The organism is Kangiella japonica (assembly GCF_039523535.1).
Lineage (GTDB): Bacteria > Pseudomonadota > Gammaproteobacteria > Enterobacterales > Kangiellaceae > Kangiella > Kangiella japonica.
In genome coordinates this window covers 994260-1021057 of the sequence record NZ_BAAAFM010000003.1, presented here as the reverse complement: position 1 = coordinate 1021057, position 26798 = coordinate 994260, and the positions used below count along the sequence as shown (strand labels likewise).

At 43.6% G+C, this 26798-nt stretch carries 21 protein-coding genes; 11 read left to right on the top strand and 10 right to left on the bottom strand.

Annotated elements, in window-relative coordinates; all coding sequences use genetic code 11:
- Positions 1–124 precede the first annotated feature (124 nt).
- From ABD128_RS08240 to ABD128_RS08230, 3 genes are all read left to right on the top strand, one after another.
- Positions 125–2815: an intermembrane phospholipid transport protein YdbH family protein gene (locus tag ABD128_RS08240; protein ID WP_343989057.1), complete on the top strand. Its 2691-nt coding sequence runs from the start codon at positions 125–127 to the stop codon at positions 2813–2815.
- Between the two features lie 95 nt (positions 2816–2910).
- Entirely contained in the window at positions 2911–3105 is a 195-nt protein-coding gene (locus ABD128_RS08235) for a YnbE family lipoprotein (RefSeq protein WP_110200517.1), read from the top strand.
- A 78-nt stretch (positions 3106–3183) separates the two neighbouring features.
- Entirely contained in the window at positions 3184–3519 is a 336-nt protein-coding gene (locus tag ABD128_RS08230; protein WP_343989054.1) for a YdbL family probable chaperone protein, read from the top strand.
- Positions 3520–3561: 42 nt separating this feature from the next.
- Here the strand turns inward: ABD128_RS08230 and ABD128_RS08225 are convergent, their stop codons facing one another.
- Both ABD128_RS08225 and ABD128_RS08220 read right to left on the bottom strand, forming a co-directional pair.
- The gene (locus tag ABD128_RS08225) at positions 3562–4158 is read right to left on the bottom strand and encodes a glutathione S-transferase (RefSeq protein ID WP_343989052.1); all 597 of its coding nucleotides are present in this window, start codon (positions 4156–4158) and stop codon (positions 3562–3564) included.
- Between the two features lie 28 nt (positions 4159–4186).
- Positions 4187–5686: an AAA family ATPase gene (locus ABD128_RS08220; RefSeq protein WP_343989050.1), complete on the bottom strand. Its 1500-nt coding sequence runs from the start codon at positions 5684–5686 to the stop codon at positions 4187–4189.
- Positions 5687–5769: 83 nt separating this feature from the next.
- On the opposite strand from ABD128_RS08220, the gene coq7 reads away from it, so the two are divergent.
- Together coq7 and ABD128_RS08210 are read left to right on the top strand one after the other, a co-directional pair.
- Entirely contained in the window at positions 5770–6408 is a 639-nt protein-coding gene (gene coq7 / locus ABD128_RS08215; protein WP_425545679.1) for a 2-polyprenyl-3-methyl-6-methoxy-1,4-benzoquinone monooxygenase, read from the top strand.
- Between the two features lie 94 nt (positions 6409–6502).
- Entirely contained in the window at positions 6503–6877 is a 375-nt protein-coding gene (locus ABD128_RS08210) for a DUF6746 family protein (protein WP_343989048.1), read from the top strand.
- Between the two features lie 13 nt (positions 6878–6890).
- Here the strand turns inward: ABD128_RS08210 and ABD128_RS08205 are convergent, their stop codons facing one another.
- Positions 6891–7757: an ion transporter gene (locus tag ABD128_RS08205; RefSeq protein WP_343989046.1), complete on the bottom strand. Its 867-nt coding sequence runs from the start codon at positions 7755–7757 to the stop codon at positions 6891–6893.
- 244 nt (positions 7758–8001) lie between these two features.
- On the opposite strand from ABD128_RS08205, the gene metK reads away from it, so the two are divergent.
- The 6 genes from metK to ABD128_RS08175 all read left to right on the top strand — a co-directional run bounded on the left by metK (position 8002) and on the right by ABD128_RS08175 (position 14511).
- On the top strand, positions 8002–9162 hold the full coding sequence (gene metK, locus ABD128_RS08200) for a methionine adenosyltransferase (RefSeq protein ID WP_343989044.1): 1161 nt from the start codon (positions 8002–8004) through the stop codon (positions 9160–9162).
- A 71-nt stretch (positions 9163–9233) separates the two neighbouring features.
- Complete coding sequence (ahcY, locus tag ABD128_RS08195; RefSeq protein WP_343989042.1) at positions 9234–10631, top strand: adenosylhomocysteinase; 1398 nt, start codon at positions 9234–9236, stop codon at positions 10629–10631.
- Between the two features lie 336 nt (positions 10632–10967).
- Positions 10968–11702: a hypothetical protein gene (locus ABD128_RS08190; RefSeq protein WP_343989040.1), complete on the top strand. Its 735-nt coding sequence runs from the start codon at positions 10968–10970 to the stop codon at positions 11700–11702.
- A 337-nt stretch (positions 11703–12039) separates the two neighbouring features.
- Positions 12040–12303, top strand: a complete 264-nt coding sequence (locus ABD128_RS08185) for a hypothetical protein (protein WP_343989038.1) — start codon at positions 12040–12042, stop codon at positions 12301–12303.
- A gap of 94 nt (positions 12304–12397) precedes the next feature.
- The gene (locus ABD128_RS08180; RefSeq protein ID WP_343989036.1) at positions 12398–13747 is read left to right on the top strand and encodes an adenosylmethionine--8-amino-7-oxononanoate transaminase; all 1350 of its coding nucleotides are present in this window, start codon (positions 12398–12400) and stop codon (positions 13745–13747) included.
- A gap of 29 nt (positions 13748–13776) precedes the next feature.
- On the top strand, positions 13777–14511 hold the full coding sequence (locus ABD128_RS08175; protein ID WP_343989034.1) for a 16S rRNA (uracil(1498)-N(3))-methyltransferase: 735 nt from the start codon (positions 13777–13779) through the stop codon (positions 14509–14511).
- Positions 14512–14584: 73 nt separating this feature from the next.
- On the opposite strand, the gene ABD128_RS08170 is transcribed toward ABD128_RS08175, so the two are convergent.
- The 7 genes from ABD128_RS08170 to ABD128_RS08140 are packed head-to-tail and all read right to left on the bottom strand — an operon-like array spanning position 14585 to position 26761.
- The gene (locus ABD128_RS08170; protein ID WP_343989032.1) at positions 14585–15049 is read right to left on the bottom strand and encodes a chemotaxis protein CheW; all 465 of its coding nucleotides are present in this window, start codon (positions 15047–15049) and stop codon (positions 14585–14587) included.
- A gap of 8 nt (positions 15050–15057) precedes the next feature.
- Positions 15058–15651, bottom strand: coding sequence for a chemotaxis protein CheB (locus tag ABD128_RS08165; RefSeq protein ID WP_343989030.1), 594 nt, complete (start codon positions 15649–15651; stop codon positions 15058–15060).
- An 11-nt stretch (positions 15652–15662) separates the two neighbouring features.
- A complete protein-coding gene (locus ABD128_RS08160; RefSeq protein WP_343989028.1) occupies positions 15663–22442 on the bottom strand; it encodes an Hpt domain-containing protein in 6780 nt (2259 codons plus the stop codon).
- Positions 22443–22461: 19 nt separating this feature from the next.
- Complete coding sequence (locus ABD128_RS08155) at positions 22462–23304, bottom strand: CheR family methyltransferase (protein ID WP_343989026.1); 843 nt, start codon at positions 23302–23304, stop codon at positions 22462–22464.
- 59 nt (positions 23305–23363) lie between these two features.
- Positions 23364–25793 carry a methyl-accepting chemotaxis protein gene (locus ABD128_RS08150; RefSeq protein ID WP_343989024.1) on the bottom strand — a complete coding sequence of 810 codons (2430 nt, stop codon included), beginning with the start codon at positions 25791–25793 and terminating at the stop codon, positions 23364–23366.
- 47 nt (positions 25794–25840) lie between these two features.
- Positions 25841–26389 carry a chemotaxis protein CheW gene (locus ABD128_RS08145; protein WP_343989022.1) on the bottom strand — a complete coding sequence of 183 codons (549 nt, stop codon included), beginning with the start codon at positions 26387–26389 and terminating at the stop codon, positions 25841–25843.
- Between the two features lie 6 nt (positions 26390–26395).
- Positions 26396–26761, bottom strand: coding sequence for a response regulator transcription factor (locus ABD128_RS08140; protein ID WP_343989020.1), 366 nt, complete (start codon positions 26759–26761; stop codon positions 26396–26398).
- Between the last annotated feature and the right edge of the window lie 37 nt (positions 26762–26798).

Genomic DNA, 26798 nt, shown 5'->3' with positions numbered 1-26798 from the left:
GTCCGAAAAACTATTTAATTCTATGAAACGATTCTTATGTGCTTTACTCTAATAGATAAGCCACTTCGTGTTACACTGGTTTGGACTTTCGAGTAGTGAAATAACAAGGATTTAGAATTTTCTCGTGCAATCAAAAGCAACCCCTAAGAAAAGCTGGCTTAAAACAACACTAAAAATAACTCTGTGGTTTTTACTACTGATCACACTAACGTTAGCCATCGCCTACTGGACAGCCCCTTCGTGGGTTCCGAGCCAAATTAGTAAATTTCTCCCACCGTCTATAAAACTACAAAACCTAGAATTCAAAAGACCAGGTCTTACCTCGACCGATATCGACAATCTAACACTGGTGCTATCAACGTCTGCACCGGAAGGCGACGATATTGATGCCCGCAATAGTTACACCGTAAACTTAAAACAGGTTAGGTTAGGCTACTCTCTATGGCAGCGCAAACTAATCTCAATTTCAGCACAAAGCGCACACTTACAATGGCCAGAGTCACGCTCTGGTAACCAACAAAGTGAAGTAGCCCAGATTATCCCTTTACCTAACTTACCTGTCTCTGACATTGTTATTAAAAAGCTAACACTCGACGGACTGACCGTTCAGTCCATCCTTGCCAATGATATTACAATTAAAGAAACTCCCAATAGCGCCAGCCTAAGCACCCAGCTTGTTTTTCTTGATAAAGAGTTTGCGATTGAGGCTAAGGCTCAAAGAGTAAAGCAGACACTGACACAACTTTCAGCAAGAGTGACACAGGCTGGAAGCCAGCTTACCGTAGAAGCCGAACCGCACTCGACGAAACACTGGAAGTTTGATGCCAAGGGGCTACTAGACATCACTGAATTTTATGCTGAGCCCGGTATTGAGCTTAGTATTGAACCGGTTCAATTTGATCTTGTAGGATCGCTTGAGCTCGATGATAGCATCTCCTTGAATTTGCTCGACACTAGCTCGATGTCGACTCAGCTCGATGCCCAGAAGCTCGGCTTAATCAAAAAACTCGACGAGTTGCTTCAGGCAAACTATATCAACTCGAACCTCAAGCAACTAAACCCTCAGTACCACCTAGCTTTATCGCCTGTAGAAAGCGCTAATTTCCTATACCACCCTACCAAGCAGCAATTTTCGATAGAACATGGGCGATTAGATATTAACGTGACGAACCCTGCCGTGACTGCGGCGGTATCCTTATCCCAACTGCAACTTGATCTTAATCAAGCCCTGACCGCTGAAGCGCAACGGGCACAAATGATGCTTTCATTAGCGGTCAATGGCATAAGTGCAAAGTTTAAGTCGCCCGAACATCAAGCCAAGTCAGACACTCTGAATTTCTCGATGACCACGCAGGCGCTGTTACATCAATCTTCTTTGTTGATTAAGGACGCTAGTGCAAAAGTTAGCTTAGCTCCTGTAAGCTACCGCGGTAATAACTCGACCGCCACAGTTGCGCAGAATAGCTGGACCCTAAAAGGTCAGTCAGCTATTCATTTTGCAAATGCCAAACAGAATAATCATCAATGGAATCTGAGTTTAGACAAACCCGTCAACCCAACGTTACAGCTTGATGCCGAGCAGTTCTCAGCCAAGGGTGTCTCGGCACAACTTAATTACACCCAGAACACAAAAGCCCCTAGTGGCTTGCTCACCGGTAACTACCAGCTCAATCAGTTATCGTTAAAGCAGCAACCGTTAAATTTAAGCGGACTCAAAGGCAGCATACAGTTTGTCACCAATCAGTCGCCAAAAGGTCATCTCTCCTTTTCCAGCGCCAACTACAAAGGTCAACAAGTAGGTTTTACAAATATTTCAGGCGTACTTGACTGGAGCAAGTTAAACGATCGCTTTTTTGCCCAAGGAAGCTTAAGCCACCAACAGTCTAAGGTCCCTTTTAATTACCAGTTCAATCTAGCCAACTCCAAACATAACCTTAAAATCAAGCAGTCTTCGTTACCCGTTTCAACTATTAGAAGCTGGGTTACAGTGTTTAAGGACTATCCTCAACTTAGCTTTAATGCCGGTAATCTGGAGATCAGCTCCCTCGATGGCGATCCGGTAGGACTATTCTTTAACGGCAAGCTCAAACTCGACAAATTCAATCTTAAATATGATGAGTTTGAGGTTAAGAATTGGACCATCGAAGACTCCCTAACCTCGAGTTCTAAACTATCCGGTACCCTAAAAAGTCATATCGAAAGTATCGAGCTGGCGACAGATATTGCGATCACCGATATCTCTTTTTTAATGCCACACACGATTGATAGTGTTGAGATCATCGATCTAAAGGGTAAGCTTTTAAATGGCACAATAGGTATTCCTAGCCTCACCATTAACAAAAACGGAATTTCACCATTTATCACTAACCTCCGCTCCATTGATATTAATGCTTTACTCAAAGCATTGAATAGCCAAGATTTAACATTAACGGGCCGCTTTGACTTTACTTTGCCCTTGACTGTTAGTGAGCAAGGGCAACAAATCACCAATGGCCACTTTAAAGCCTTAGGTGAGGGCATCATAAAGCTTAAATCCAAAGATAGTAAAAATGCCAATATTGCTTTCCAAGCCCTTGAAAATTTTCACTATAAAGAGTTTTCTGGCACGATTAATTACAATCTAGAAGGTGATTATACTATCGCTTTGAATGTTCTTGGTTCGAATCCAAACCTTTATAATGGTTTCCCAGTAAAGCTCGATCTGACCTTGCGAGGGAAATTACCCAAGCTTCTCTACTCGATGATTGTAACTGGGGATATGACGAAGCCTATATTGGATGATTTAAAGCAACAGCAAATTCTCAACATTCAGTAATAATTCATGTTATTGTTTTATACTGTGTAACATGGCTCATAGCACTTATGACATATACTCAATAAGCGCTTGAAATAAATGATAAGGATTTGGTTATGACCAAGCAAAAATACTTCGCTTTCAGCGCCATCTTGACGGCTTTATTAGTCGCCAGTGGTTGCACAGTAAAGCTGCAAGCACCCGACAAGCCCATTCACATTATTGGTGACTTCACCATTAAGCATGAGATTGTGGTAAAAGTTGAAAAGGCGCTCGATCAAGCTCTCACTGAAGAGTCAGGCTTGTTCTAAGTCGCTAACCCTACATTAATAAGGATCGTAACGATTTTAGTTCTTTCTAGAATATAGGTCTAAAATTAGGAGAGTAAGATGAAAGCTCTAACAAAATTTGCACTAACAGTATCTGCCGCTTTACTTTTAACGGCGCAAGCTTTCGCCGCAAACCTTGGTACTCTAAAAGATCAGGGTGTTGTCGGTGAACTTTCAAATGGCTACGTTGGCATTGTCGACATGTCAAAAGCGACTGCTGACGTTAAAGCTTTGGTCGAATCGGTCAATGATAAGCGCCGTGATATCTACGCTGAGCAAGCTAAAGCAAATAACAAAACACTTGCAGAGATCGAGGCCATAGCTGCACGTCGAAACATCGACCGCACACAAGCTGGTCACTACATCAAAGTTGGCGGTGGCTGGCAGAAGAAGTAGTCAAGAAACCACGTCTTCATTGTTTTATTCTTTATAAAACGACTATTTAGGAACCGTCTGAGTCACGCTCGGGCGGTTTTCTAATTCATCAAACCACATACCAAGTTTCGTAAAACCATCCAGCCGAGTATACTCAGGGTGTCTAAAACGCAAGTAACTGACAAGCGCTAGCGTATTAATTGACAAAACCTCAAACTGCTTTGGATAACTCGCTAAATGCTTTTGTAAATAGGCTAAGCCGCGATCTAGTGCACCATAAAATCGCTCTTGCCAGAACTCAGACTGACCTTCATCGCGCATCTTATCTTGCTGCAATGCCACGGCTGTATCTAGCAGGCCTCTTGTTAGCGAATATAACGTTCTCAATTGCCAATCATTATTGACTGATTTGAACAGTCTCTTCTCGCTACCAAATTTGCTATCTAAATATTCTGCAATTACCTGGCTATCGAAAATCGCCATGCCGTCATCGTCAATCAAGCACGGAACCTTGCACAAAGGATTAGCTTCGATTAGCTCTTTGGGATTATCAAACGGATGTTGTGCGATCTCTTCAACTTTATCGCTCAAACCTAACTCTCGCACCACAATACGCGCTGTTCGCGCATAAGGCGATGCATCGGAGTAAATTAATTTCATACTTCACCTAATTTTGTTTCAAAACCAATTAATTCGCTTTAACAGCTCGCTGTTCAGCCCAATCGCGCAGTGCCGTGACTTTCTCAGCCATAACCACCGATAGAGGCCTTGTCTGCGCTATTTCATCAAGAATCATTTGTGTCGTTAAAGGGTTTTCCTGATAGTGAGCAGCGTATAAACTAGAGACAATCGCCTGCTCAATTTCGGCGCCACTAAAGCCTTCAGTATGCTTTGAAAGTAATACTAAATCAAAGTTCACTCCAGACTGTTTACGCTTCTCTAAGTGGATTCTAAAGATTTCTTGGCGAGCCATTTCGTCCGGTAAGTCGACAAAAAACAGTTCGTCAAAACGACCTTTACGAATTAATTCTGGTGGTAAAGCGCTAATATCGTTTGCCGTCGCCACGAAAAATACGGGGCTCTTATTTTCCTGCATAAACGTCAACAAGGTCCCGAGCATTCGTTTTGAAGTTCCACCATCGCTATCAGAAGTGCTTAAACCCTTTTCGATTTCATCAAGCCATAAAACACAAGGTGACATAGTTTGCGCAAGCTTTAACGCCTCGCGTAAGTTCTTTTCGCTTTCACCGTGCCATTTATTGTATAAAGCACCAAAGTCTAGTCTCAGTAGTGGAATTCCCCACATGCCCGCGACAGCTTTTGCTGCTAATGATTTGCCACTACCTTGAACCCCCATTAGCATAATCCCTTTGGGGATGTCCAAGCCTAAATCTGTATCACTTAAGAATACTTTTTGTCGGAGCTGTAACCACTTTTTCAGATTGACCATGCCGCCAACTTCAGCGAAATGCGCCGTTTCGCATTCGTAGTGAACTGCACCGTCCAAATCCAATAGTTTGTATCGAGCCTGATTAACCTCATCCACTTCATCTTCGGTAATAGCTCCATCATCATAAATTAGGTTGCGCACCATTTGTTCGGCATCAGCCCAAGACAGTCCACGCAGGTTTTTGATTAATTGTGACAATACTTTTTTATCGGTACGTACTTTCCTATCAGGATTTTGTATGCCCCAGCGCGCCGCCTCTTTGCGAATAATACTTTCTAAATCTTTTTCATCGGGTAATTTTAACTGAAATGAACGGGAAAGCCTTCTCAGCTCGTCAGGAAGCTTAATCTTATGGCTAATAAGAATGATGGTTTGCTTATTTTTCGCAAAATTGAGAGCAATATCACGTAGCAATCGAATATTTTGTGGGTGCTCCGCATCTAGAAAAGGGTGCATATCACACAATACATAAAGACCTTCGCGTTCCATCTTCTTAATATGCGTTAAACAGCTTTCAGCAGTCTTAGTATTACCCAAGGCAGCAAAGCTATCCCCAGCGACTTCCTGCCGTCTCAAGCCTTCGGTCAGGTGCCAGCCGAATACCGGCTTATTGATATTAATTGCTACTTGATTAATCAGTTGCATCGCACGATTTTCTTCGTGAGTTTCAATCACTAAAATAGGATTTTTCGACCTAATCAAAATATGAAGGTCATTCTGCTCCGTGATGCTCGCCATAAATTTTAATCCGACTCCATTGTTCTATTTATTATGATTTAACGCTAAAATGAATTTATAACACGATTTTACCGATAATTCTTATGCGCCAATACAGTTTTTTCGACAGGCTCTGTATGGTAGCCGACTCCGCCCTAAAAACCACCAAAGGAATTTACGACACAGCTCCACGTCCTAATCCTGCGTCTGAGGTTTCTGAGCAAGAGATGACTGCTGACGAACAGGCGCATGCGGCTAACCTGATGCGCATTAATCATACTGGGGAAGTTTGCGCCCAAGCCTTGTATCAAGGTCAAGCACTAACCGCTAAGCTACCTGAAATCCGCCAAGAGATGGAAGAAGCGGCGCAAGAGGAAATCGACCATCTTGCCTGGTGTAGCCAACGCCTCAGCGAGCTTAACAGCCACGAAAGTTACCTTAATCCTTTTTGGTATGCCAGCTCATTCACCATTGGCGCAGTAGCTGGGCTAGTTGGCGACAAGTGGAGCCTCGGTTTCGTCGCCGAAACGGAAAACCAAGTCTGTAAACACCTCGAAGATCACTTAGAAAAGCTTCCTGAGCAAGATCACAAAAGCAAAGCTATATTGTCGCAAATGCACACAGAAGAACTAAAACACGCCACCACCGCCATTGAAAATGGTGCCGCCGAATTACCTAAACCGATCAAAGCAGGTATGAAGGTCATGTCGAAAGTTATGACCAGCACAGTTTATTACATCTAAGTTCTAAAAAAGATTTCAATCAAGCCATTCAAATAGGATGGCACTTAAGTTTATAATGGGAATGATTATTATTTACACATTATAAGGAATCCACATGAAATTACTTTCTAGTAGCGTGCTTGCTCTAATCATCACTTTAAGTGCAACGGTAAACGCGTCAGAAATTCGTCACTACAAAGGCAAAGACATTAACACGGTTGAAGAAGCCATCGCCGTGCTTCAAGAATACAACCCAAAACTTCAAGCCATGCTCGAAGCTGAAGAACTAAAACCGCAAGACATGGGCAAAATCCATGAAATGACCTACACCATGGAGAATTCTTTAAAGATCCTTGAAGGCTCCCTACAAATCACCCAGCGTAACCTCGAAGAGCTTCACCTGTCTTCCGAGCGCATGGAAACGGAAAAAGCCAAGATCTACGGCGGGCTTTACCTTGAAGGCGCGGCTTTTTATACGGAAAAGAAATGATGACGACGGAGCTTTATAGCTCCGCGCCACACTTTTTACAATGTACTGCGTCGGCGTCATGCCCTTCGTAGGCGCATGATGGGCAAGCGTTGTTGGTGATTTCTTTGGCTTTTTGGTCTTTAATCGCTTGGCGCGTAATTTCGGCGCTGTAGATTCCGGTGGGAACGGCGATTAGTCCATAACCCATGATCATGATGCAAGAGGCGAGGAACTGCCCGAGTGGTGACTGTGGTGAAATATCACCATAACCGACGGTGGTTAATGTAACGATGGCCCAATAGACTGACTTGGGTATACTGGTGAAGCCATTTTCTTCGCCTTCGATAACGTAGATTAGCGAACCGAATATCACCACCAGTAAGACCACGGTATAGAGGAACACGCTGATCTTGGCATGACTGTTTTTCAGCGCCTTCATCATGACACCGGCTTCATCAATGTAACTGGCGAGTTTGAAAATACGAAAAACCCGTAAAACACGCAGTATTCGGATGACGAGGAAGTATTTGGCGTCAACAATAAATAAGGCTAAGTAAGTCGGCAATATAGACAGTAAGTCGACGATGCCATAAAAGCTTCTGGCATAGAGCATCGGTTTTCTGACGCAAATAAGGCGAAGTATGTATTCAATGGTGAATAAGGCGGTAAAAGTCCATTCTGCTACCCATAAAGACCAACGATACTTGGTCGATATACTTTCGACACTATCGAGCATGACGGCGCCAACACTTGCGAAAATGCTGATAATCAAGACAACATCAAAGGTTTTCCCCCAAGGGGTATCGGCTTCGAAAATTACTTCATGAATTTTTTCGCGCCAAGGTGCTAGCGGCTCCCCTTCATCAAAGTTGTGCTTTCTGTGGATCGTTGTTTGGCCCATTAAGTATAACGATTCCTTTTATGTCATTAGTTTCGGTTATTAGCCAATCATAAACAGATACTTATAATATTCAACAATAGACTAATTATTTATATTCATGTGTTTTTCACATCAAAAGATGTAAAAATAGGGTGTTTTAGACGTCCAAACCATGTAGAATTCGATTACTTTTTGACCGCCATGGGGCAACCATGACGGCTTTTATGTAAGTGTACCCACACAAACTAAAGGTATTAGTTAGACAATGAGCAATTATTCCGTCTTTACTTCTGAATCTGTTTCAGAAGGCCACCCAGACAAAATCGCTGACCAAATTTCTGATGCAGTTCTCGACGCTATCCTAGAGCAAGATGTTAACGCTCGCGTTGCAGTCGAAACCATGGTTAAAACCGGTATGGTCATTGTTGCTGGTGAAGTAGCAACAACCGCATGGGTTGATATCGAAGGTATTGCGCGAAAAACCATCGAAGATATCGGCTACACGGGCTCTGACATGGGGTTCGACTTTAGCTCATGTGCTGTATTGAACGCTATTGGTAAGCAAAGTCCTGATATTGCTCAAGGCGTTGATCGCGAAGATCCAGATGCTCAAGGCGCTGGTGATCAAGGTTTGATGTTTGGTTACGCCAGCAACGAAACTGACGTGCTAATGCCTGCACCGATTACCTATTCACACCGCTTAGTCGAGCGCCAAGCACAGCTTCGTAAAAATGGTAAGCTTACTTGGTTGCGCCCTGACGCCAAAAGTCAGCTGACTTTCCGCTATGAAGATGACAAGCCAGTAGGCATTGATGCAGTGGTCTTATCCACTCAACACACGCCGGAAATTTCACAGAAAGATTTGCAAGAAGCTGTGATCGAAGAAATCATTAAGCCGGTCTTACCGAGCGAATGGATCACTGCCAATACCAAATACTTCGTTAACCCAACGGGCAAGTTCGAAATAGGTGGTCCTATGGGCGACTGTGGCTTAACTGGCCGTAAGATTATCGTCGATACCTACGGCGGTATGGCGCGTCACGGTGGCGGTGCCTTCTCGGGCAAAGATCCTTCAAAAGTTGACCGTAGCGCAGCTTATGCTGGCCGTTACGTCGCCAAAAACATCGTTGCCGCAGGTTTAGCGGAACGTTGTGAGATTCAAGTGTCTTACGCTATTGGTGTTGCCGAGCCAACCTCGATTAGTGTTAATACCTTTGGTACTGGCAAAGTCAGCGAAGATAAACTAGTCGAGTTAGTTCGTGAGCACTTCGACTTACGCCCTCGCGGTTTAATCCAAATGCTGGATTTATTACACCCTATTTACAAAGCCACAGCAGCATACGGTCACTTCGGTCGCACCGAAAACACTTTCACGTGGGAGCGCACCGATAAAGCTGACGCACTACGCGCTGCTGCTGGGCTATAAATTATCTGCTTACAGAAAAGCAGCAACACACTAAGTATTTACGTAAATCGTAACCAATTATTGGGAACAACATGACAGATTACATTGTAAAAGATATTAGCCTCGCTTCATGGGGCCACAAAGAAATTGAAATGGCGAAAAGCGAAATGCCAGGCTTGATGCAGATTCGTGAAGAATACGAAGGCGAACAGCCACTAAAAGGCGCACGCATCGCAGGTTCATTACACATGACGATCCAAACCGCCATGTTAATGGAAACGCTTATCGCGCTAGGCGCAGAAGTCCGTTGGGTTTCTTGTAATATCTACTCGACGCAAGATCACGCAGCAGCAGCTATGGCTGACCAAGGTATTCCAGTTTTCGCATACAAAGGCGAAACGCTAGACGAATACTGGGACTACACGCACCGCATCATGAAGTGGAGCGACGGCGGTTCACCAAACATGATTCTTGACGATGGTGGCGACGCGACCATGCTTCTTATCCTAGGTACGCGTGCTGAAAAAGACATCAGCGTATTGGATAACCCAGGTAGCGAAGAAGAAACTGCCCTATTCAAATCAATCAAAGCGAAGCTCGCCGAAGACGACACTTTCTACTCACGCACGCTTGCTGAGATTCAAGGTGTGACTGAAGAAACGACGACTGGTGTTGCGCGTTTATACCAAATGAAAAAATCTGGTGAATTACCATTCCCAGCAATCAACGTAAACGACTCTGTCACTAAGTCTAAATTCGACAACTTATACGGCTGCCGTGAATCATTGGTTGACGGTATTAAGCGTGCAACTGACGTTATGATCGCCGGTAAAGTGGCTATCGTTTGTGGTTACGGTGATGTGGGTAAAGGTTCTGCGCAATCGCTACGTGGCCTTGGCGCTACCGTTTGGGTAACTGAAATCGACCCAATTTGTGCATTACAAGCAGCGATGGAAGGCTACCGAGTGGTTAACCTTGAAGATGAAGGCGTTGTTGAGCAAGCCGACATTTTCGTAACAGCAACCGGTAACTACGACATCATTCGCCATGAGCACATGGAGCGCATGAAAGACCAAGCGATCGTTTGTAATATCGGCCACTTCGACAACGAAATTAACATTGCTAGTTTAGAAAACTACGAATGGATCAACATTAAAGACCAAGTTGACCAAGTGGTATTCCCAGACGGTAAGCGCATTACCCTGCTAGCCAAAGGCCGCTTAGTTAACCTAGGTTGTGCTACAGGCCACCCAAGCTTCGTTATGTCGAACTCGTTCACTAACCAAGTTCTTGCGCAAATCGAACTTTGGAAAAACGGTGACAAATACGACAACGACGTTTATATCTTACCGAAGCACCTTGACGAAAAAGTTGCCAAACTTCACCTAGAGCGTATCGGCGCAAAGCTAACCACGCTAACCGACGAACAAGCAGCTTACATCAACGTCACAGTCGACGGCCCATACAAGCCTGAGCACTATCGTTATTAATTACCATTGTTTGTAATGCAAAAAAGCCGGCTTCTGCCGGCTTTTTTTATTTCTATAATCCTCAACAAAAAACGAACTAGTGAAACTTAGTCTATTTCGAAAGTCCTAATTGCAAAATAAAAGTAAGCACTAACTTTATAAAAATATCATTATTAGTAAATAGCGGTGTTAATGGCATGGAAAACTACCTGTTTTGTCCGAAATATACTGGATATAGCGGTCTGAAGATCCGCTAACCCACTAAATATCTAGAAAGTAGACACTTGTAAAAAAACATTAAGAATAATAAAGTGTTACGAACGAATTCGTATAGTAAGATGTTATATCCTGAGGCACATGGAAGAAAGTACCTTAATTCAAACATTAGCAGTCTGGGGCGCAGTGACCGGAACCATTGGTACTGTGATTGGTGTGATCAGCTTGATTCTTCGTTTCAGGGCACATAAACGAGACAATCCGTCCCTACTATGCGCCGCTGACTTCTCGTTCGAGCACTCTTCCGGTGGAGCTGTTCCAAAACATAAGATCACTATCAGATCGGTTGGGCGGCGCCCCGTGTCAGTTGACTACATCCGCTACTTTATGAAGCCACAACGCCGATGGCACAGCATTTTTAGGCGTTACCATTGGTCTCAAAAAAGATGGGTTTATGATCAGAGCCCACGTCAACCGATCAATCTCTCCGAGGGCAAGCGTGCAGATATTCTGATTAATCTACCCAATGGTTTTCCACTTGACGAAGTTTTGAAGGCAGAGGTTCATGATCAAGCAGGTAATAAATGGAAGGTTACCTGGCCTCGCCCAAACGTTCTGAAGCGCTTGATTAGAAATGAAAAGCTTAATGGAATCGAGAAATCAAACGATCGCCAGCAGTGTAAGGTAATTGGTTATGTGGCTGGCGACTATTTCCGTATCTATGCTCAGTGGAATCAGCAGCCGGGAAGCAAAAGTTCGTCTAAAGGGCAGTTTTTTACATTTAGGAAACGTGAAGATTACGAAAAAAAATTTACAGAAATTGAAGGCAAGCAAGTGCCAAGATTTCTCGCTGAAGAGATATCAAGTATAAGCTAGCGTAGCCTCAAAAGAGCAACGTGATTTCGAGGTTTTTCCCTTTTAATGTTCCCATAAAACAAATATCTGGAGTGTTGTCGCCTTTTTCGTATAATCAATTTACTATTTTAGAAAGTTCACGGAGAGCTAGCGTAGGGTACCCCATGGGGCAGACCCTGCGTTATAACGCACCATTAGAACTTTTGTATATTACGGTGCGTCTCGACGCACCCTACTGCTACGTATCTGTATATAAGGATTTGACATTAAAGCTCTAATATTATTAATTCTATCCATAATTATTTTGGTCTCCGCTATCTACCTTTACGTTTTTCGTAGTCAAGAAATTCGGGTTGATTTGATTCCTCAACAATTTGAGTTTTGTGGAAATACCATTTCCGAGGGTGATCATGCGTATGATGAATTAATTAAAGTCTTAACAAGCCACAAAGACGGCTGGGTAGCGTCTTACGTTACCTATATTCCAACGAGAGTTTACAATTCTCCTTCTTACCAAGTTAACGTGGTGGGAAAGCAGATCGTTGTTTCTTATAAAGCTAAAGAAGGCTATCTTCAGTTTGTTAAGTTCGTAAAGTATGCTTGGTCCAATAGCTGTGTATAAGCTGCACCTCATTATTCTGCGCAGCCCCCTTTGAGACTTACTCCCAAATACGCGATAATGTCGCCACGATTGATTCAATCAAAAGATTTAACTTATGAATAACGCAAGTCTGAAAGAGCGCGATCTGGCCGTTTTATGGCATCCATGTAGTCAGATGAAGGACTACGAAAAATACCCAATGACGCCGATTAAAAAAGGTGATGGGGTCTATCTCGAAGATTTTGATGGTAATCGCTATATCGATGCGGTGAGTTCTTGGTGGGTCAATCTATTTGGTCATGCCAACCCGACTATCGCACAGGCGATGAAAGATCAGGTCGATCAGCTTGAGCACGTTATCTTTTCGGGCTTTACCCATGAACCAGCTATCGAGTTAGCGGAAAAACTGGTCAAGGTTACGCCAGAGGGCTTAGACCGTGTGTTCTATGGTGAGAATGGTTCGTCGGCGGTAGAAATCGCGCTTAAGATGAGTATTCACTACTGGCAGTTAAAAGATAAGCCACAAAAAACTCAGTTTGTGACCTTAGAGAATGGTTATCACGGTGAAACCACAGGCGCATTAGCGGTTTCCGACGTAGGGCTTTATAAAGAGCCGTATAAAACCATGATGTTTGACGTTATGACGGTGCCATCACCTGATTGTTATTACCGCGAAGAAGGCGAAAGCTGGGAAGAGTATTCCTTGCGTCAGTTTGTGCACATGCGCAAGATGATCGAAGAAAAGCACGAAACCGTTGCCGCAGTTATTTTAGAGCCATTAGTCCAGTGCGCTACCGGCATGCGCATGTATCACCCTGTTTACTTAACTGAATTGCGTAAACTTTGTGATGAATACCAGGTTCATTTGATTGTGGATGAAATTGCTGTGGGTTTCGGCCGTACCGGCACTATGTTTGCCTGCGAACAGGCGGATATCTCTCCTGACTTTATGTGTATTTCAAAAGGTTTAACGGCGGGTTTCTTGCCTCTGTCAGCGATGCTAACTCGCGAAGAGATTTTTGAAGCGTTTTACGACGACTATGAAACCTTAAAGGCCTTCTTACACTCGCACAGCTACACCGGCTATGCCACAGGTTGTGCGGTAGCAAACGCGACGTTAAAGATCTTCCGCGAACAGCCGATTATCGAAAACAACCGAGAACTGGCGAAGCACATGGCGCAAGCAACTGCTCACTTCGCTGAGCATCCAAACGTCGCCGAAGTTCGTCAGACGGGCATGATCCTAGCAGCTGAAATGGTGCAAGACAAAAAGACACGCCAAGGTTACGACTGGAAAGAGCGCCGCGGTATGCGCGTTTATGAATATGCTTTATCGCGTGGTGCTTTATTACGCCCTCTGGGTAACGTAGTCTATTTTATGCCTCCGTATGTGATTACGCCTGAGGAAATCGACACGTTAGCCGACATCGCCTGGAAAGGTATCCAGTTGGCGACTAAGGATTAAAGCTAAGAATTCTTAGTAAGGACTCAACTATGCGTATTCCTCGTATTTATACCGCTGACGAGCAGCTACAGGTTGGCACTATGGTTACGCTCGATCGCGAAGCCAGTAACCATCTAAGCCGTGTGTTGCGCTTGAGGGTTGGCAGTGAAGTTGTGCTATTTAATGGTGATGGTCACGACTACCAAGGCAAAATCGAAGCCATAGAGCGGAATCAGGTTCAGGTGCATCTGCTTCAGGCTCAAGAGATAAATGTTGAGTCGCCCTTGTATATTCACTTATACCAAGGGGTTTCGCGTGGCGATAAGATGGATTTGACGTTACAGAAAGGTGTTGAGCTTGGCATAAAAGAGTTTACACCAATCATTACCGAGCGCTGTGGCGTAAAACTTGATGAAAAACGCTGGGCCAAAAAAATACAGCACTGGGAAAAGGTCATTATTAGCGCCTGCGAGCAATGCGGTAGAAACCAGATCCCTAAACTTAATCCAGTCACACCATTGTCAGAAGCTATCAGTAAGCGTTCGGGGCAGGACTTTTTCCTACATCCTGATGCCGAGACTCAGTTTAAAAGCTATGGCGCGGTTAATTTCGAGCAGTCTATTTCGCTTTGGGTAGGCCCGGAAGGTGGCTTCAGTGAACCTGAAGTTGATGAAGTTACACGTAACGATATTACACCGGTTGCATTAGGGCCACGAGTTTTACGAACTGAAACAGCGGCCTTGGCGGCAGTCTCAGTCATAAATTCGGTTTGGGGTGATTTTTAGCTCTTAACTTAGACCTTAGAGACAGATCAAAAAAGGCTACCTTAAGTAGCCTTTTTCTTTATCATATTACTGTTTATGCGCTTAATTTAGATTCGATTAAATCCAAATCAGGAATCAATGCTTTCTTACCATCCACTTTAACCCATGCTTTCACGCCGTCATCCGAGCTTTGCGAACTGTCGGAGATAAACTCGCTATTATCGCTATCCACAGGGATAAGACGTGGAATACCACGCACCATAATGGCCACGAATGGCACATCTTGATTCCCATTAAGAGTATAACAAATAGCAATTCGTGAACGCTTAATATCGCCTAAGTCTTTCTTGCCTTGGAGACGCTCCAGCGCGATTACCGGAATACTAATATTGCGCCATACCACCGTGCCGACTTTCCATTCATCATTTTCCTCTACCCCATCATCCAGGGTTACGTTCATGAATGGAACAATCTCCGCAACTACTGTATTGGGTAACAATAGGCTATCTTCGAGGATTGGTACCAAAAAACTGTATACATCTTTAACTGTCTTGCTCATGCAAATTCTCACGCATATTGATCAAGTGAATGATGACTCTCTAAGTAGTCACACAACTGTCTTGCTAACCCCTCAGGGCTATCTTTATAGATTACTTTACCCGTTCGCATCATATTTAATGGCATAGATGCTTGGACACAAGTCTCAAGCGTTTGACACCAAATTTCGACACCATTCTCGTCGAGAATGTCTGCGCTTGAGGCACCATCGCCATCCATACCGCTAAATATAATCGCTATTTTTTTGTACTTCTCCAACCCCGTTACAGCTGAAAACATCTGACTAATATTTGGTGCGAACGGCGATTCCCAGCTGGATTCCTCTAAATAAATTCGACCATTTGGGTTAAAGTTTAATTTTTTATCAATTGGCGCGATATAAAGCTTACCGGGCGCAATTGGTTTTGTTCCATCTACAATTTCTGCACTGATGAAAGGGTGCTCGTTCAACATCGATTGCAAACCCGGCAAAAATTCTTGCGTTATATGGTTTGCCAACACAAAGCATACAGGTAACGTTTTGTTTGGTAGTGCGTCAATGAACGCTTTCACGGCAGCTGGGCCGCCAGTTGAGCCACCTAGCAAAACTAATACTGTATTCATGAGCCGCCTTTTTAAATATCCAGCTCTAGCATTTCATCAATAGTTGAAAGCAGCTTATCTTCATTATACGGCTTGCCTAAATATTGGTTCACACCAATTTCCTCGGCTCGTTCACGGTGTTTCTCACCGGTACGTGACGTAATCATGATGATTGGAATATGCTTCAAACGTTCATCGTGACGAATAATCGTAGCAAGTTCAAAACCGTCCATTCGTGGCATCTCAATATCCAGTAACATGACATCCGGAATATCATCATGCAACTGCGTAATTGCATCGACCCCATCTTTCGCAGTCATTACTTGGAACTGGTGTCGCTGTAGTAGACGGGCTGTTACTTTACGTACGGTAATTGAGTCATCCACAACCATAACTGTTGGAACGCGATCTTCCTGCGTGACTTCTTCAACAATGCCACCTTCGTTTGAGAAATCCCATTCGTGGAATCTATCAACCAAAGTCTGCATATCAAGGATAAGTACAACGGTACCATCACCTGTAATCGACGCGCCTGAAATTCCAGGCACAGCAGAAATCTGTCGGCCAACGTTTTTAACAATAATTTCTCTTGAACCTAGTAACTCATCGACGTGTACAGCAATCGGTCTTCCTTCACCCTGAATTATTAATACAGGTACGTATTCAGACGTCGGCGGAGTAATTTCAGAATTACGCTCTAAAATCTGTCCTAGATAACGCAGTTCAAACTCTTCACCAAGATGCTCGAAGGTATCTTTCTTACTTTGATAAATATCTAATAGGTCGCTGGCTTTTACACGCGCTACCGTTGTGATATTTGACAATGGAATTGCGTATGGCTCGCCTTTAACCTTAACCATTAACGATTGATTCGATGATAAGGTAAATGGCAAACGAACCGTCATGGTTGTTCCTTTACCATCTTCAGAGCTGACATTCAATGAGCCGCCCAACTGAAGGATTTCACTATGGACAACGTCCATACCAACACCACGACCTGAAATCTGTGTGACTGTGTCGGCCGTTGAGAAGCCTGGCTGTAGAATCAAACGATACAGCTCACGATCTGACGGCTGATACGACTCGTCGATCATGCCTTGTGCCACTGCACGTTGCTTCACTTTATCCTTGCGGATACCAGCACCATCATCTTCAATTTCGATGTAAACCTCATTACCACGTCTGCTCAAGTTTAGCTTGATTTGCCCTTTGGCTGGCTTACCCGAGCGTTTACGTTGCTCTTTACTTTCAATGCCGTGGTCAATTGCATTACGTAACATGTGATCCAGTGGAGCAACCATACGTTCAATTACAGTACGGTCCATCTCGCCTTCTGAGGTGAGGATTAAATCGACATCTTTATTCAGCTCCGAAGAAATTTGGCGAACCATTCGACGCAAACGACTTTCGATGCTGTTAAATGGAACCATTCGTGTACGAATTAACCGGTCTTGGAGCTCAGTATTCACTCGCCCCTGTGCGAGCAAGGTAGCTTCCGCATCGCCAACTTTAGTATCTAGAGTCTCCTGAATAGACATCAAGTCACTCGCAGCCTCAAGCAAGCTTCGTGTCAATTCTTGTTGACGAGTATATCGGTCCATTTCAAGTGGGTCGAAGTCATCAAACTCACCAGAAATTTCGCGTCGGTATAAAACCTGAGCTTCGGTTTCAATTTCAAGATTACGCAGCTGTTCTCTTAAACGATCAACAGTCGATGACATCTCACCTAAGTTAAAGTTTAGATCCGCCACTTGTTGCTCTAGTCGAGAACGATAAATTGAGCTCTCACCAGACAAGTTAACTAAGTTGTCTAAAATCTCAGAACGAACACGGATAACGTCACGTGATGCCGCATCTTTAGCTTGTTCTTCTTTCTTCTTCTGACGCTCGGCTAACGAAACAATATTAACTTTGGCTTGCTCATCAGACTCAGCCAAATCACTCTTATCCAACTGATAAAGTTGCGCAACAATTGCATCTTTGTCGTTACGAAGTCGGCGCTCAAGCTCAGATGTAACGGATGGCATCTTCCCGTCTTGTACGGTTTCTACCATCTCTATTAATGCTTCATGACCCGTTTTTAATAGCTCAACCCAACGCTGTTGCCCCGCTCGGGCATCTCGTTGTAGCAACCCTACAATTTTCTCAAGCGACTCGGCTACTTCAGCAATTGGTCGTATTAATGCCAGTTTTGCACCGCCCTTTAAGGTGTGAAGACTTCTCGCCGCGGCTTCTAATGACTCATGTTTAGCAAAATCATTCGACCAGGTATTCACTGATTCTTTATAGTTAGCCAATAACTCAGAGGCTTCGCTTAAGAATAGGTCAACCAGTTCTTGCTCCCAGATATCCTCTTTGGCTGGCGCCTTTTCTTCTATAGCTTTTTCTTCTGCGACTACTGGCTCGTTTGTTTCCTGAGGGACAACTTCATCTTCTACCGTTGCAGTACCGCCAGATTTCTCAACCTCAATGAACTCCTCAATTTCTCTCAGCATCGACTGAGGCGAAGGTATCGCTTCAGGATTTGTTCGCGCTGCGAAAATTGATATCAATTTATCTTCAGCTTTAGTTGCAAGCTTTATAGCTTGTGGTGTTGCAGCTATTCGCTTCTCAATAATTGCGGTATATAAATCTTCTAAACCGTGAGCTAAATCACCGATTGGTGTAAAGCCGGCCATACGCGCACTACCCTTTAAGGTGTGTAAGTTCCGCTGTAGTTCTGCAATAGGCTCTAGATTTGATGGAGCTTCGCGCCACTGCTCAAGAAGTCGCATATCGTTATCAAATAACTCTTCTGCTTCCTCTGTGAAGATTTCCAGTAACTCTTCATCCATCTCAATATCTAAGCTTACTGTGTCAGAAGTTTTCGCAGCAACTGGCTCAGAGGCTGGTTCTTCTAGCTCAGCGCCGTCTGTTGACTCGTCCACGATATCTTCTGCTTCAGAATTCTCAGCAATAAGTTCTTGCTCTTCTTGCGCAGTATCTTCATCAGTTTCTAACTCACTTACATCAACTGCTTCAAGTTCTTCGATCGCAGCTTCTGACTCGGTCTCATCAAGGCTTTCTGCATCCTCAATCGAGTCTATTAGCTCACTTTCTTCAACAATATCGACTTCTTGTTCTTCAACTTGTTCAGATTCTTGAGCTGTTTCTTGTGTAGTTTCCTGAGTGACTTCCTGTTTCGCGTCATCATCTTCTACGTCTTCACCCGAGCTCTCAACATCTTCAACAACCAAAGATTCTTCAGTTTCTGATTCATCAGCATCACTAGTTATATTGTCTACTTCGTCAGTTAGAGCGGCTGTGTCAGAGTCATCAGCGGCTTGCTCGGCTACTGCACTATCAGTATCTATATCAGACAGGTCAAGGTCCCAATCTAACGCTTCATCATCATCGGTATCACCAGCCGCATCTTCAGATTCAACATCATCTGTGGTTAATTCAGCCAGACCCAGTTCATCAAGTTCAGTTTCTAGATCAACGGTGTTCTCTTCGACAATATCTTCTTTTTCATTATCGAAGGCTTCTACTGTATCTATATCGGCTAGTTCGAGATCGCCGAACAAGGCATCGTCTAAGTTTTCTAATTCAGTGCTTTCAGATTGACCTTCTTCTGAAGTTTCACCTGCGGTTATTTCTGAATCAGCCTCTTCACTCGTTTCTTCTTCTAAATCTTCAAGCTGCAAATCTATCAGCTCAAATCCACTATCATCTTCAACGACTTCTGGAGTCCAAGTATCTAATGCTTGTATAAGATCTTTTGTAGTTGGAATTGATAAATTAGCAGCCAAACAGTCAAACTGATTTTCAAGCTGTAAGTACGATTCTGATAAGAGAACACCTAGCGAAGTATCGACTTTAGAGGCAGCCATATTACGTTGCAGAGCACCCGCTACACTGTCCACGGTAGATTTTATTTCATCAATTTCTACCTCACTCATAATAGCTGATAAGCGCTCTACTGATGCTAAAACATTGGCAACCGCATCGGCTCTTTCTTCTTCCGGTGTTTCTTGTAAGTTTGTTGCATCAATATCAGCAAGCACATCAGCTGCAATATTAAAGACATCTTTTAATAATTCTGGATCACGTCCTTCCTCAGAACTACTGTCGTCACCCGCAAGTCGAGCTTTAGCAACAGAAACTTCCTCTAATAGAGACTGCTCATGTGCCTCGATAACAGCTTCATCTTCGGGTGCCGATATAATATGTTGTAATAACTCCTTAGTATGGGCAACTAAGGACATATCTTCCTGTTCAGCCATTAAGCCTCGAGCATTCAACTCTTGGAAGTAGCTCTCCACAGGACCTATGACTTTTGCTAATGACTTTAAATCGGCAATATGCGCGACACCTTTCAGTGTGTGTAAAGAGCGCAGAAGGTTGTCACTAATTTGACACTGAGTGATGCCTTGCTCCATTTGGCTAGAGAAGGCTTCAAGATTTGCAATATGATCATCAGCTTCTTGCTTAAATACTTCAAATAGTTCTTGCTCAGGTGTTTGCTCCTGTACTGGCTCTTCTACTTCTTCAACACTCTGTACAGAATCTTCAGCAGCGCTCTCTTCTGCAGAAACAGATTCACCTTTACTTATTTTATCGGCGCGGTCTGCAAGATCTTGAGGGTATTCACTAGCTTTGCCCTGAGCATAGTCTTCAACCATGGCTGGTAATGCATTTGCAACGGCTTCAACTGTCTCTATTAACTCCTGGCTGAAACTAATACTATTATCAATTAAGCGGTTCAGCATATTTTCTACGGACCAGCTTAATTCACCAACATCATTTGCACCGACCATGCGTCCACTACCTTTGAGGGTATGGAAGTTCCTTCTTATGGTTGTTAGTGCATCTTCATTGCCTTGGTCATTTTTCCAAACAGGAAGTAGACTGTGCATTTCTTCTAAGACTTCTTCTGCTTCTTCAATGAAGATCTCTCGAACTTCGTCATCGATCAAATCATCTTCATCTTCGCTCTCCGCTTGTACGGATTTTTCTGCTTCTTGTTCGCTCGCTTCTGAACCATAATCGTCGTCGATTAAATCTTCTTCTGGCTCTTGAACGCCCACCAATTCAATTTCTGGAAGTTCCACTGAATCTTCGAGAACAGGAAGAGTCTCAGCCTCTAAGCTACCGTAGTGATCTTCTAATTCCCGAATACTCTCTATGGCTCTTTCTAGGACAATCGGAAGTCCGTGTAACCCAGAAGACATTAAACCTTCTAGGTAATAATCTACCGAACTTAAAGCATCAGCGAGGGTTTCAACCTCTTTATCACTAAGAACTACTTTTTCACTGATTAAATACTTGCTGATAAATCGATTTGTTTTTTGTACAACTTCTAATAAATTGTCAAGTTGTGCAAAACTTAAGGCACCTTCAACATCGGATAAAAGTTCAGGCACTCTTTGTAAACGCTTAATGTTATGACTTTCTTCAAGGTAGTCGGTAATAGCATCTTTAACCTTGTATAGGTTACCGCGGCTTTCCTGCACCAGTTGATATCGTGCGTTGACCAACTGTAACGAGTCATCGATCCCAGAACTTTTTGTTTCTCGTGCAAGTTGATGGCTATCCATCGACATTGCCCGCTGAATATAATCTTCTAGTTTAAGTACGGTTTCAGCTATAGAGACAAGACCTTGATCACGGTTGGTTACTGTTCCATCAACCAGATCTGATACCGCTTTCATTTTTGTTTCGACAATCTCTCTGGATTCACTCAAGCCTAGAATCGCTAGGGTGTCAGAAATTTTCTGCATCATTGGCAGCATTTCTTCCAAAGGTTCGTCGTCGACTGATTTTGTACGAATATATAAATCTAAAGACTCTTTAATCTCAGACAAGTCTTGGTTAATAGCTCCCAAAGCTATTCGTAAACTTTCTGTGCCTGGCCCCTGAAGTTGTTCAGTTTCTTGAGCAAAGTCACCTAATGTTTCTAATAGTTGGTTTAACTTAAATCTGTCTTGAACTTCCTTTACCGCCTTATCCTGGGTATCCAATTGCGCGATGTAGAAAAGCATGTTGGCGAGTAGTTTCTTTTTGCCTTCTTCATTTATGTCCTGCTCAATTAATTCTCGGATCCGACGGTCCATCTGACCGAACATGCCTTTAATTGAGTTTTTATGCTCTGTTAACAACGGTTCTACATGACTTAAGAAGACTGTCGCAACCCACCATAGTGTGTTGTATGGCACTCTTTCACCCAAAGCCCATAACTCTTGGGTAATTGCTTGCATATTCTTGACGTTCTTTTGGGTATCCACTTCACGAATGACTCCAAGCAATGCTTGCTGGAATTTCATGCGCAAAGCCCGAACCTCGGCGACTATGTCGCTTTTCAGCTCAACTTGCTCAGGAGCTGCAGGCGCTTCAACGCCCTCGACATCAATGTTAATTAGATCGCCTGCACCCAAAGGCTCAGCTTTTCGACAGGTGCGGATAGAGTTTATGGTAGGTAGTAATAATACTGGTAAGTCTGCCTTCCCTTCACTATAACGGGAGAGGTAGCTACGCAAACGTAGCACTGCTGATAAAAACTCTTCATAAGCAGCAGCATTAGACTCAACTGTGCCTTCGCCAATCGCTTCTGCTAATGCTTCCATTTCCTGGGCTAGTAACGATGCACCTGCAAATTCCAAAATTTGCATGGTTCCACTAATCTGATGCATACAATTTGCACAGAAGTGTAGCTGAGTTTTATCCGACTCATCGTCGGCAAACGCGTTAATCGCTTGTTGCGCTTGCTCCAGGGTCGTCTCTACTTCTTCTTTAACCCAGTTAAAAGCTACTTTTGTTTGATTATCTTTCATGCTTACACCGTGTTTGTAGCTATAATTGTCGCTGATATGCCAAACAATTCTTTTCGTCTATTCGTACCAACTCAGGATGTTGCCAGTTAATGATTTCACCGACTCCTAGAATCAACACACCACCCGGGATTAACCGCTCCACCAGCTCGTTTAATATCTCAACACGATCTTCTGGTCGAAAATAAATTAACACGTTCTGACAGTAAATTACGTCGTAATTTCTTTTGGGCGCTTTGGATAACTGATTAAGGTTACTTTGCAAATAAAGCACCCTGTTACGTATGTTTTCCTTTACCCGCCAGTGGTTTGAATCATGACGATTAAAATAACGTTCACGAATTTCTGGAGCTATCATATGAATCTTTCGCTCACCGTATATTGCCTTTCTTGCTGCAGTAAGCGATGGATAGCTGATATCTACCCCTGTAATGCCATAGAAAAATCGTAAACCTTTCTCGTTTAAACTTCCGAGAGCCAACTCTTCCAAAGCTATGGCTAAGCTATATGGTTCTTCCCCCGTTGAACACCCAACACTCCAAACTTGAATATTACAATCACTATTTGCGTTAGCCGATTGTATTATCTTTTGTTGGCATACATGTTGAACTAGGTCGAAAGATTCCTTATGCCTAAAAAAACTTGTTTCATGAATGGTTAAGGCATCTATTAGCTGAAACCATTCTATTGAAGCCCAGTTTTTATCCTGTAGCTTTTGGTAATACTCCTCATAATCCGATAAATCTAGGGCTCTTATTCTTCTTAGTAAACTTGTCTTTAAGAACAAAGCCCTGTTTGTCGGAATCCAAATCCCCGAATATTGTCTAATCAGAGACTGCCAGCGTTTAAAGCTGGCAGACTTCATTTCAGGAACATGAGTGAGTGAGTTCTGCCTCAAGCGTTTCTACCTATGCTAATTGTTATTTAAGAGCGTGTTTTTTCGCTGTCAGTAGAGTCGCTGTCGTCATCTAAACCGTCTAACGTTTCATCAATTTCCTTTAAGAAATCTTCTTCGTCTTCATTTAAGTCTTTTAAATCTTCTTCACCAAAGATGTCGTCGTCTGAGTCTAGCTCAGTATCTTCATCGTCAACATTTGGGATTTCGTCTAAAAGCTCTTCGTCGTTATATGACTCATCAGCCCCAGTTTCGCTCTGCTCCAAGAACTCTTCTAGTGAAGTGTCGCCATCAAAATCGTTTTCTAGAGCGGCGCTATCTTCATTTAACTCTTCGCCACTTTTTGCGAAATCCGATGAGAAGTCTTCCATAGCACCACTATCGGCACCAAACATATCGTCGTTGGTTGAATCCAACTTGAAACCAGACACTGAACGACGTAATTCATCAGACAACAATGTTAACTGACCAATCGACTTAGCTGTTTCCTGCGTACCTTCAGAAGTCTGAGTAGTAATTTCCTGAATAACGGTCATCGTATTAGAGACGTGACCTGCTGACGCTGCCTGCTGGCGAGCCGCATTCGAAATTGACTGAATCAAGTCTGCCAGGTTAGTAGATACAGACTCAATTTCTTCCAGTGCAACACCCGCATCTTGTGCCAAACGCGCACCTCGAACAACCTCAGAAGTCGTATCCTCCATCGAGATTACCGCTTCGTTAGTATCCGTCTGAATCGTTTTTACAAGTGCTTCAATCTGCTTCGTCGCGTTACTTGAACGCTCTGCCAGTCGCTGTACCTCATCCGCAACAACCGCGAAACCACGACCGGCTTCACCTGCCGCCGATGCCTGAATCGCAGCGTTAAGTGCCAGAATGTTCGTTTGGTCAGCAATATCGTTAATCAATGATACGATGTTACCAATTTCCTGTGACGATTCACCCAGTCGCTTAATACGTTTCGAGGTTTCTTGAATCTGCTCACGAATCGTGTCCATGCCTCGAATGGTGTTTCGTACGACCGCGCCACCTTTCTTAGCGATTTCTACCGACTTTTCCGCTACCTGAGATGACTCAGATGCGTTTGCAGATACCTGCTCAATAGACACCGCCATTTCGTTAATCGCGGCAGAAGCTCCTGTAATTTCTTGCGCTTGTTGACGAGATGCATCGGCAAGTGCTGTCGACGTTTGTTGTGTTTCTTCAGCAGACTTAGATACTTGATCAACCGCTTCGTTTATCGCACTGACCACGCCACGTAGTTGGTCAATGGTTAAGTTAAAGGAGTCAGCAATTGCACCCGTGAAGTCCTCGGTTACCGTTGCTTTTACCGTTAAGTCACCATCTGCCAGACTATCAATCTCGTCCAGTAGTCGAATAATCGCTTCCTGGTTCTGCGCGTTCTCTTCTTTTTCGCGTTCAGCAGCAATCTCTGATTCTGCTAATCGCTTTTTCTCTGCAGTACGTTGGCTTAAGTACATGCCAATCAATAATAAGATGATGACACCAAACAATGCTGCAGAGATGTAAACACTACCTAAATCGGTAAAGCTTGTTGCCTGTCCGGTAAAGGCTTCCTCCACCTCATTCGTGCTGTTTAAAAGCGCCTGCGCGTTTGCGTATACAGCATTCGATGCATCTTGTACTTCAAATAACTTTGGCGTACTAAAAACAATGTAATCAACGTTTTCGTTTACGCTTTGGAAATCATCAACAATAGACTCAAGAGCGGCACGTGCTTCAGGATTGTTTACACGTCGAATTTCTAACAGGTCATCCCCGTATAACTGCCCTTCAAGGTAAACGCCGAAAGTTCCAACATCCTGCCCAAAGTCTTCTGCTGCAATCGCGGCTTCTTCACCCCCACGCAATACTTTCTGCATGCCTGATGATATACGTTCCGCCAACCATTTCTGGCGTGTAGCCTGATGAACCTCTTCTGCATTTGCTCGGTTATCTAGCAGAATATCAATCACACTATCGTATTTACGTTGCATTGCAGGAATTTGCTCAGACAACTCATCGGCTTTAAGGAACATTTGGTTAACCACTTCTTGGTTAGCCAAAATGGCTTGCGTGCGAGGTCGTACCTTATTCCAATTGTCTTCGAGAGTTTTTAGTTCTGCTTGACGGATGCCTGCAGGAGCTGGCGGTAGATTACTGACTTTTTCGCCATCAATCAGGTCACGCAAGTTACCTTCAAACTGTTTTGTAGCAGCATCCAAATCTCCGAATGCACTTTGCGTGCCCTGCGCAGACTCCGAGGCGTTCGTCGCGATTTGCTGCGACAATACCTTCATATCTGATGCTAATTCAATACGTTTACTTTGATCTTGGCTTTGCAAGAAACCATAACCAGCGTTAATCGCCAGTCCAATCAAAATTACGACCAAAAGAAACGCATAGATACCGATTCCTGAACGGCCTGCTTTTTTCCTGTTATTAGTGGTCTCACTCATAGGTTGCTCCCGAGACTTTTTGACTTCATATTGTTGTAAAAATTAAATTAAACGGCGACTTGATGGAATTCAGGGCTTTCAAAAAGCTCTTTAATCCCAAAAATCCGCCAAAGTTCCCCATCACGCTCAAAGGCACCAATAATATAAGGTGCTAAAACAGCGTCAGCGGTCAAGTCTGCTTCTACCTGTTCATCTTCGTCGAAATGATGTAGACCACGAATCTCATCCACTACCAGACCTAGATAGGATCCTTCTTGGTCAATGACCAAAACTCTTTGTTTGAGGATACTTCGTGAGCTTGAACGCCCTAGATATTCTTGTAAATCAACCAACGAAAGGAGGACACCACGTAGGTTCGCGACACCCTTATGCCAGTTTTTTGTTCCTGGGACTTTCGTCGTATGCGGAACTGGGATTAGTTCAACGATCTCATCAATTGGAACGATATAGTTCACGCCGTTCAATCTAAATCCAATTCCACTCCAAAAGGCTTCGCCTCGAACATCACGTTGAGGCAATGAGTCCTTATGGTCTTGTCCTCGCTGACGAATATCGTCGAGTAGTTGGACAACACTGCTCGCGTGTGTTTCAGGCATAAGTTTTTATGATCCTAGTACGTTGTTAATAGACTCTACCAATGCAGACTCATCTACCGGCTTCGTAATATAATCATTTGCGCCTTGCCTCATCCCCCAAACGCGGTCAGTCGCTTGCGACTTAGTTGAAACTATAATGATTGGGATTGATGAAGTGCCTGAATCTTTTTTCAATTGGCGAGTTGCCTGAAATCCATTCAGCCCAGGCATTACCACATCCATTAAAATTAAATCCGGCGTATTTGCCTTAGCTGATGCTATGCCTGACTCACCGTCAGGAGCAGTTATAACCTGATGACCATTCTTTTCTAAAATTTTGGTCAGGCTATGCGCTTCTGCTGGAGAATCGTCAACTATCAGTACACGCGCCATGTTTCTCTACCTCTCTAATAATAACAATCGCGACAAT

What these genes read in the sequence shown, in the direction of transcription:
- ABD128_RS08235 (WP_110200517.1), top strand. Translation starts at nt 2,911, where the DNA reads ATGACCAAGCAAAAATACTTCGCTTTCAGCGCCATCTTGACGGCTTTA.
- ABD128_RS08230 (WP_343989054.1), top strand. Translation starts at nt 3,184, where the DNA reads ATGAAAGCTCTAACAAAATTTGCACTAACAGTATCTGCCGCTTTACTT.
- ABD128_RS08225 (WP_343989052.1), bottom strand. Translation starts at nt 4,158, where the DNA reads ATGAAATTAATTTACTCCGATGCATCGCCTTATGCGCGAACAGCGCGT.
- ABD128_RS08220 (WP_343989050.1), bottom strand. Translation starts at nt 5,686, where the DNA reads ATGGCGAGCATCACGGAGCAGAATGACCTTCATATTTTGATTAGGTCG.
- coq7 (WP_425545679.1), top strand. Translation starts at nt 5,770, where the DNA reads ATGCGCCAATACAGTTTTTTCGACAGGCTCTGTATGGTAGCCGACTCC.
- ABD128_RS08210 (WP_343989048.1), top strand. Translation starts at nt 6,503, where the DNA reads ATGAAATTACTTTCTAGTAGCGTGCTTGCTCTAATCATCACTTTAAGT.
- ABD128_RS08205 (WP_343989046.1), bottom strand. Translation starts at nt 7,757, where the DNA reads ATGGGCCAAACAACGATCCACAGAAAGCACAACTTTGATGAAGGGGAG.
- metK (WP_343989044.1), top strand. Translation starts at nt 8,002, where the DNA reads ATGAGCAATTATTCCGTCTTTACTTCTGAATCTGTTTCAGAAGGCCAC.
- ahcY (WP_343989042.1), top strand. Translation starts at nt 9,234, where the DNA reads ATGACAGATTACATTGTAAAAGATATTAGCCTCGCTTCATGGGGCCAC.
- ABD128_RS08190 (WP_343989040.1), top strand. Translation starts at nt 10,968, where the DNA reads ATGGAAGAAAGTACCTTAATTCAAACATTAGCAGTCTGGGGCGCAGTG.
- ABD128_RS08180 (WP_343989036.1), top strand. Translation starts at nt 12,398, where the DNA reads ATGAATAACGCAAGTCTGAAAGAGCGCGATCTGGCCGTTTTATGGCAT.
- ABD128_RS08175 (WP_343989034.1), top strand. Translation starts at nt 13,777, where the DNA reads ATGCGTATTCCTCGTATTTATACCGCTGACGAGCAGCTACAGGTTGGC.
- ABD128_RS08170 (WP_343989032.1), bottom strand. Translation starts at nt 15,049, where the DNA reads ATGAGCAAGACAGTTAAAGATGTATACAGTTTTTTGGTACCAATCCTC.
- ABD128_RS08165 (WP_343989030.1), bottom strand. Translation starts at nt 15,651, where the DNA reads ATGAATACAGTATTAGTTTTGCTAGGTGGCTCAACTGGCGGCCCAGCT.
- ABD128_RS08160 (WP_343989028.1), bottom strand. Translation starts at nt 22,442, where the DNA reads ATGAAAGATAATCAAACAAAAGTAGCTTTTAACTGGGTTAAAGAAGAA.
- ABD128_RS08155 (WP_343989026.1), bottom strand. Translation starts at nt 23,304, where the DNA reads ATGAAGTCTGCCAGCTTTAAACGCTGGCAGTCTCTGATTAGACAATAT.
- ABD128_RS08150 (WP_343989024.1), bottom strand. Translation starts at nt 25,793, where the DNA reads ATGAGTGAGACCACTAATAACAGGAAAAAAGCAGGCCGTTCAGGAATC.
- ABD128_RS08145 (WP_343989022.1), bottom strand. Translation starts at nt 26,389, where the DNA reads ATGCCTGAAACACACGCGAGCAGTGTTGTCCAACTACTCGACGATATT.
- ABD128_RS08140 (WP_343989020.1), bottom strand. Translation starts at nt 26,761, where the DNA reads ATGGCGCGTGTACTGATAGTTGACGATTCTCCAGCAGAAGCGCATAGC.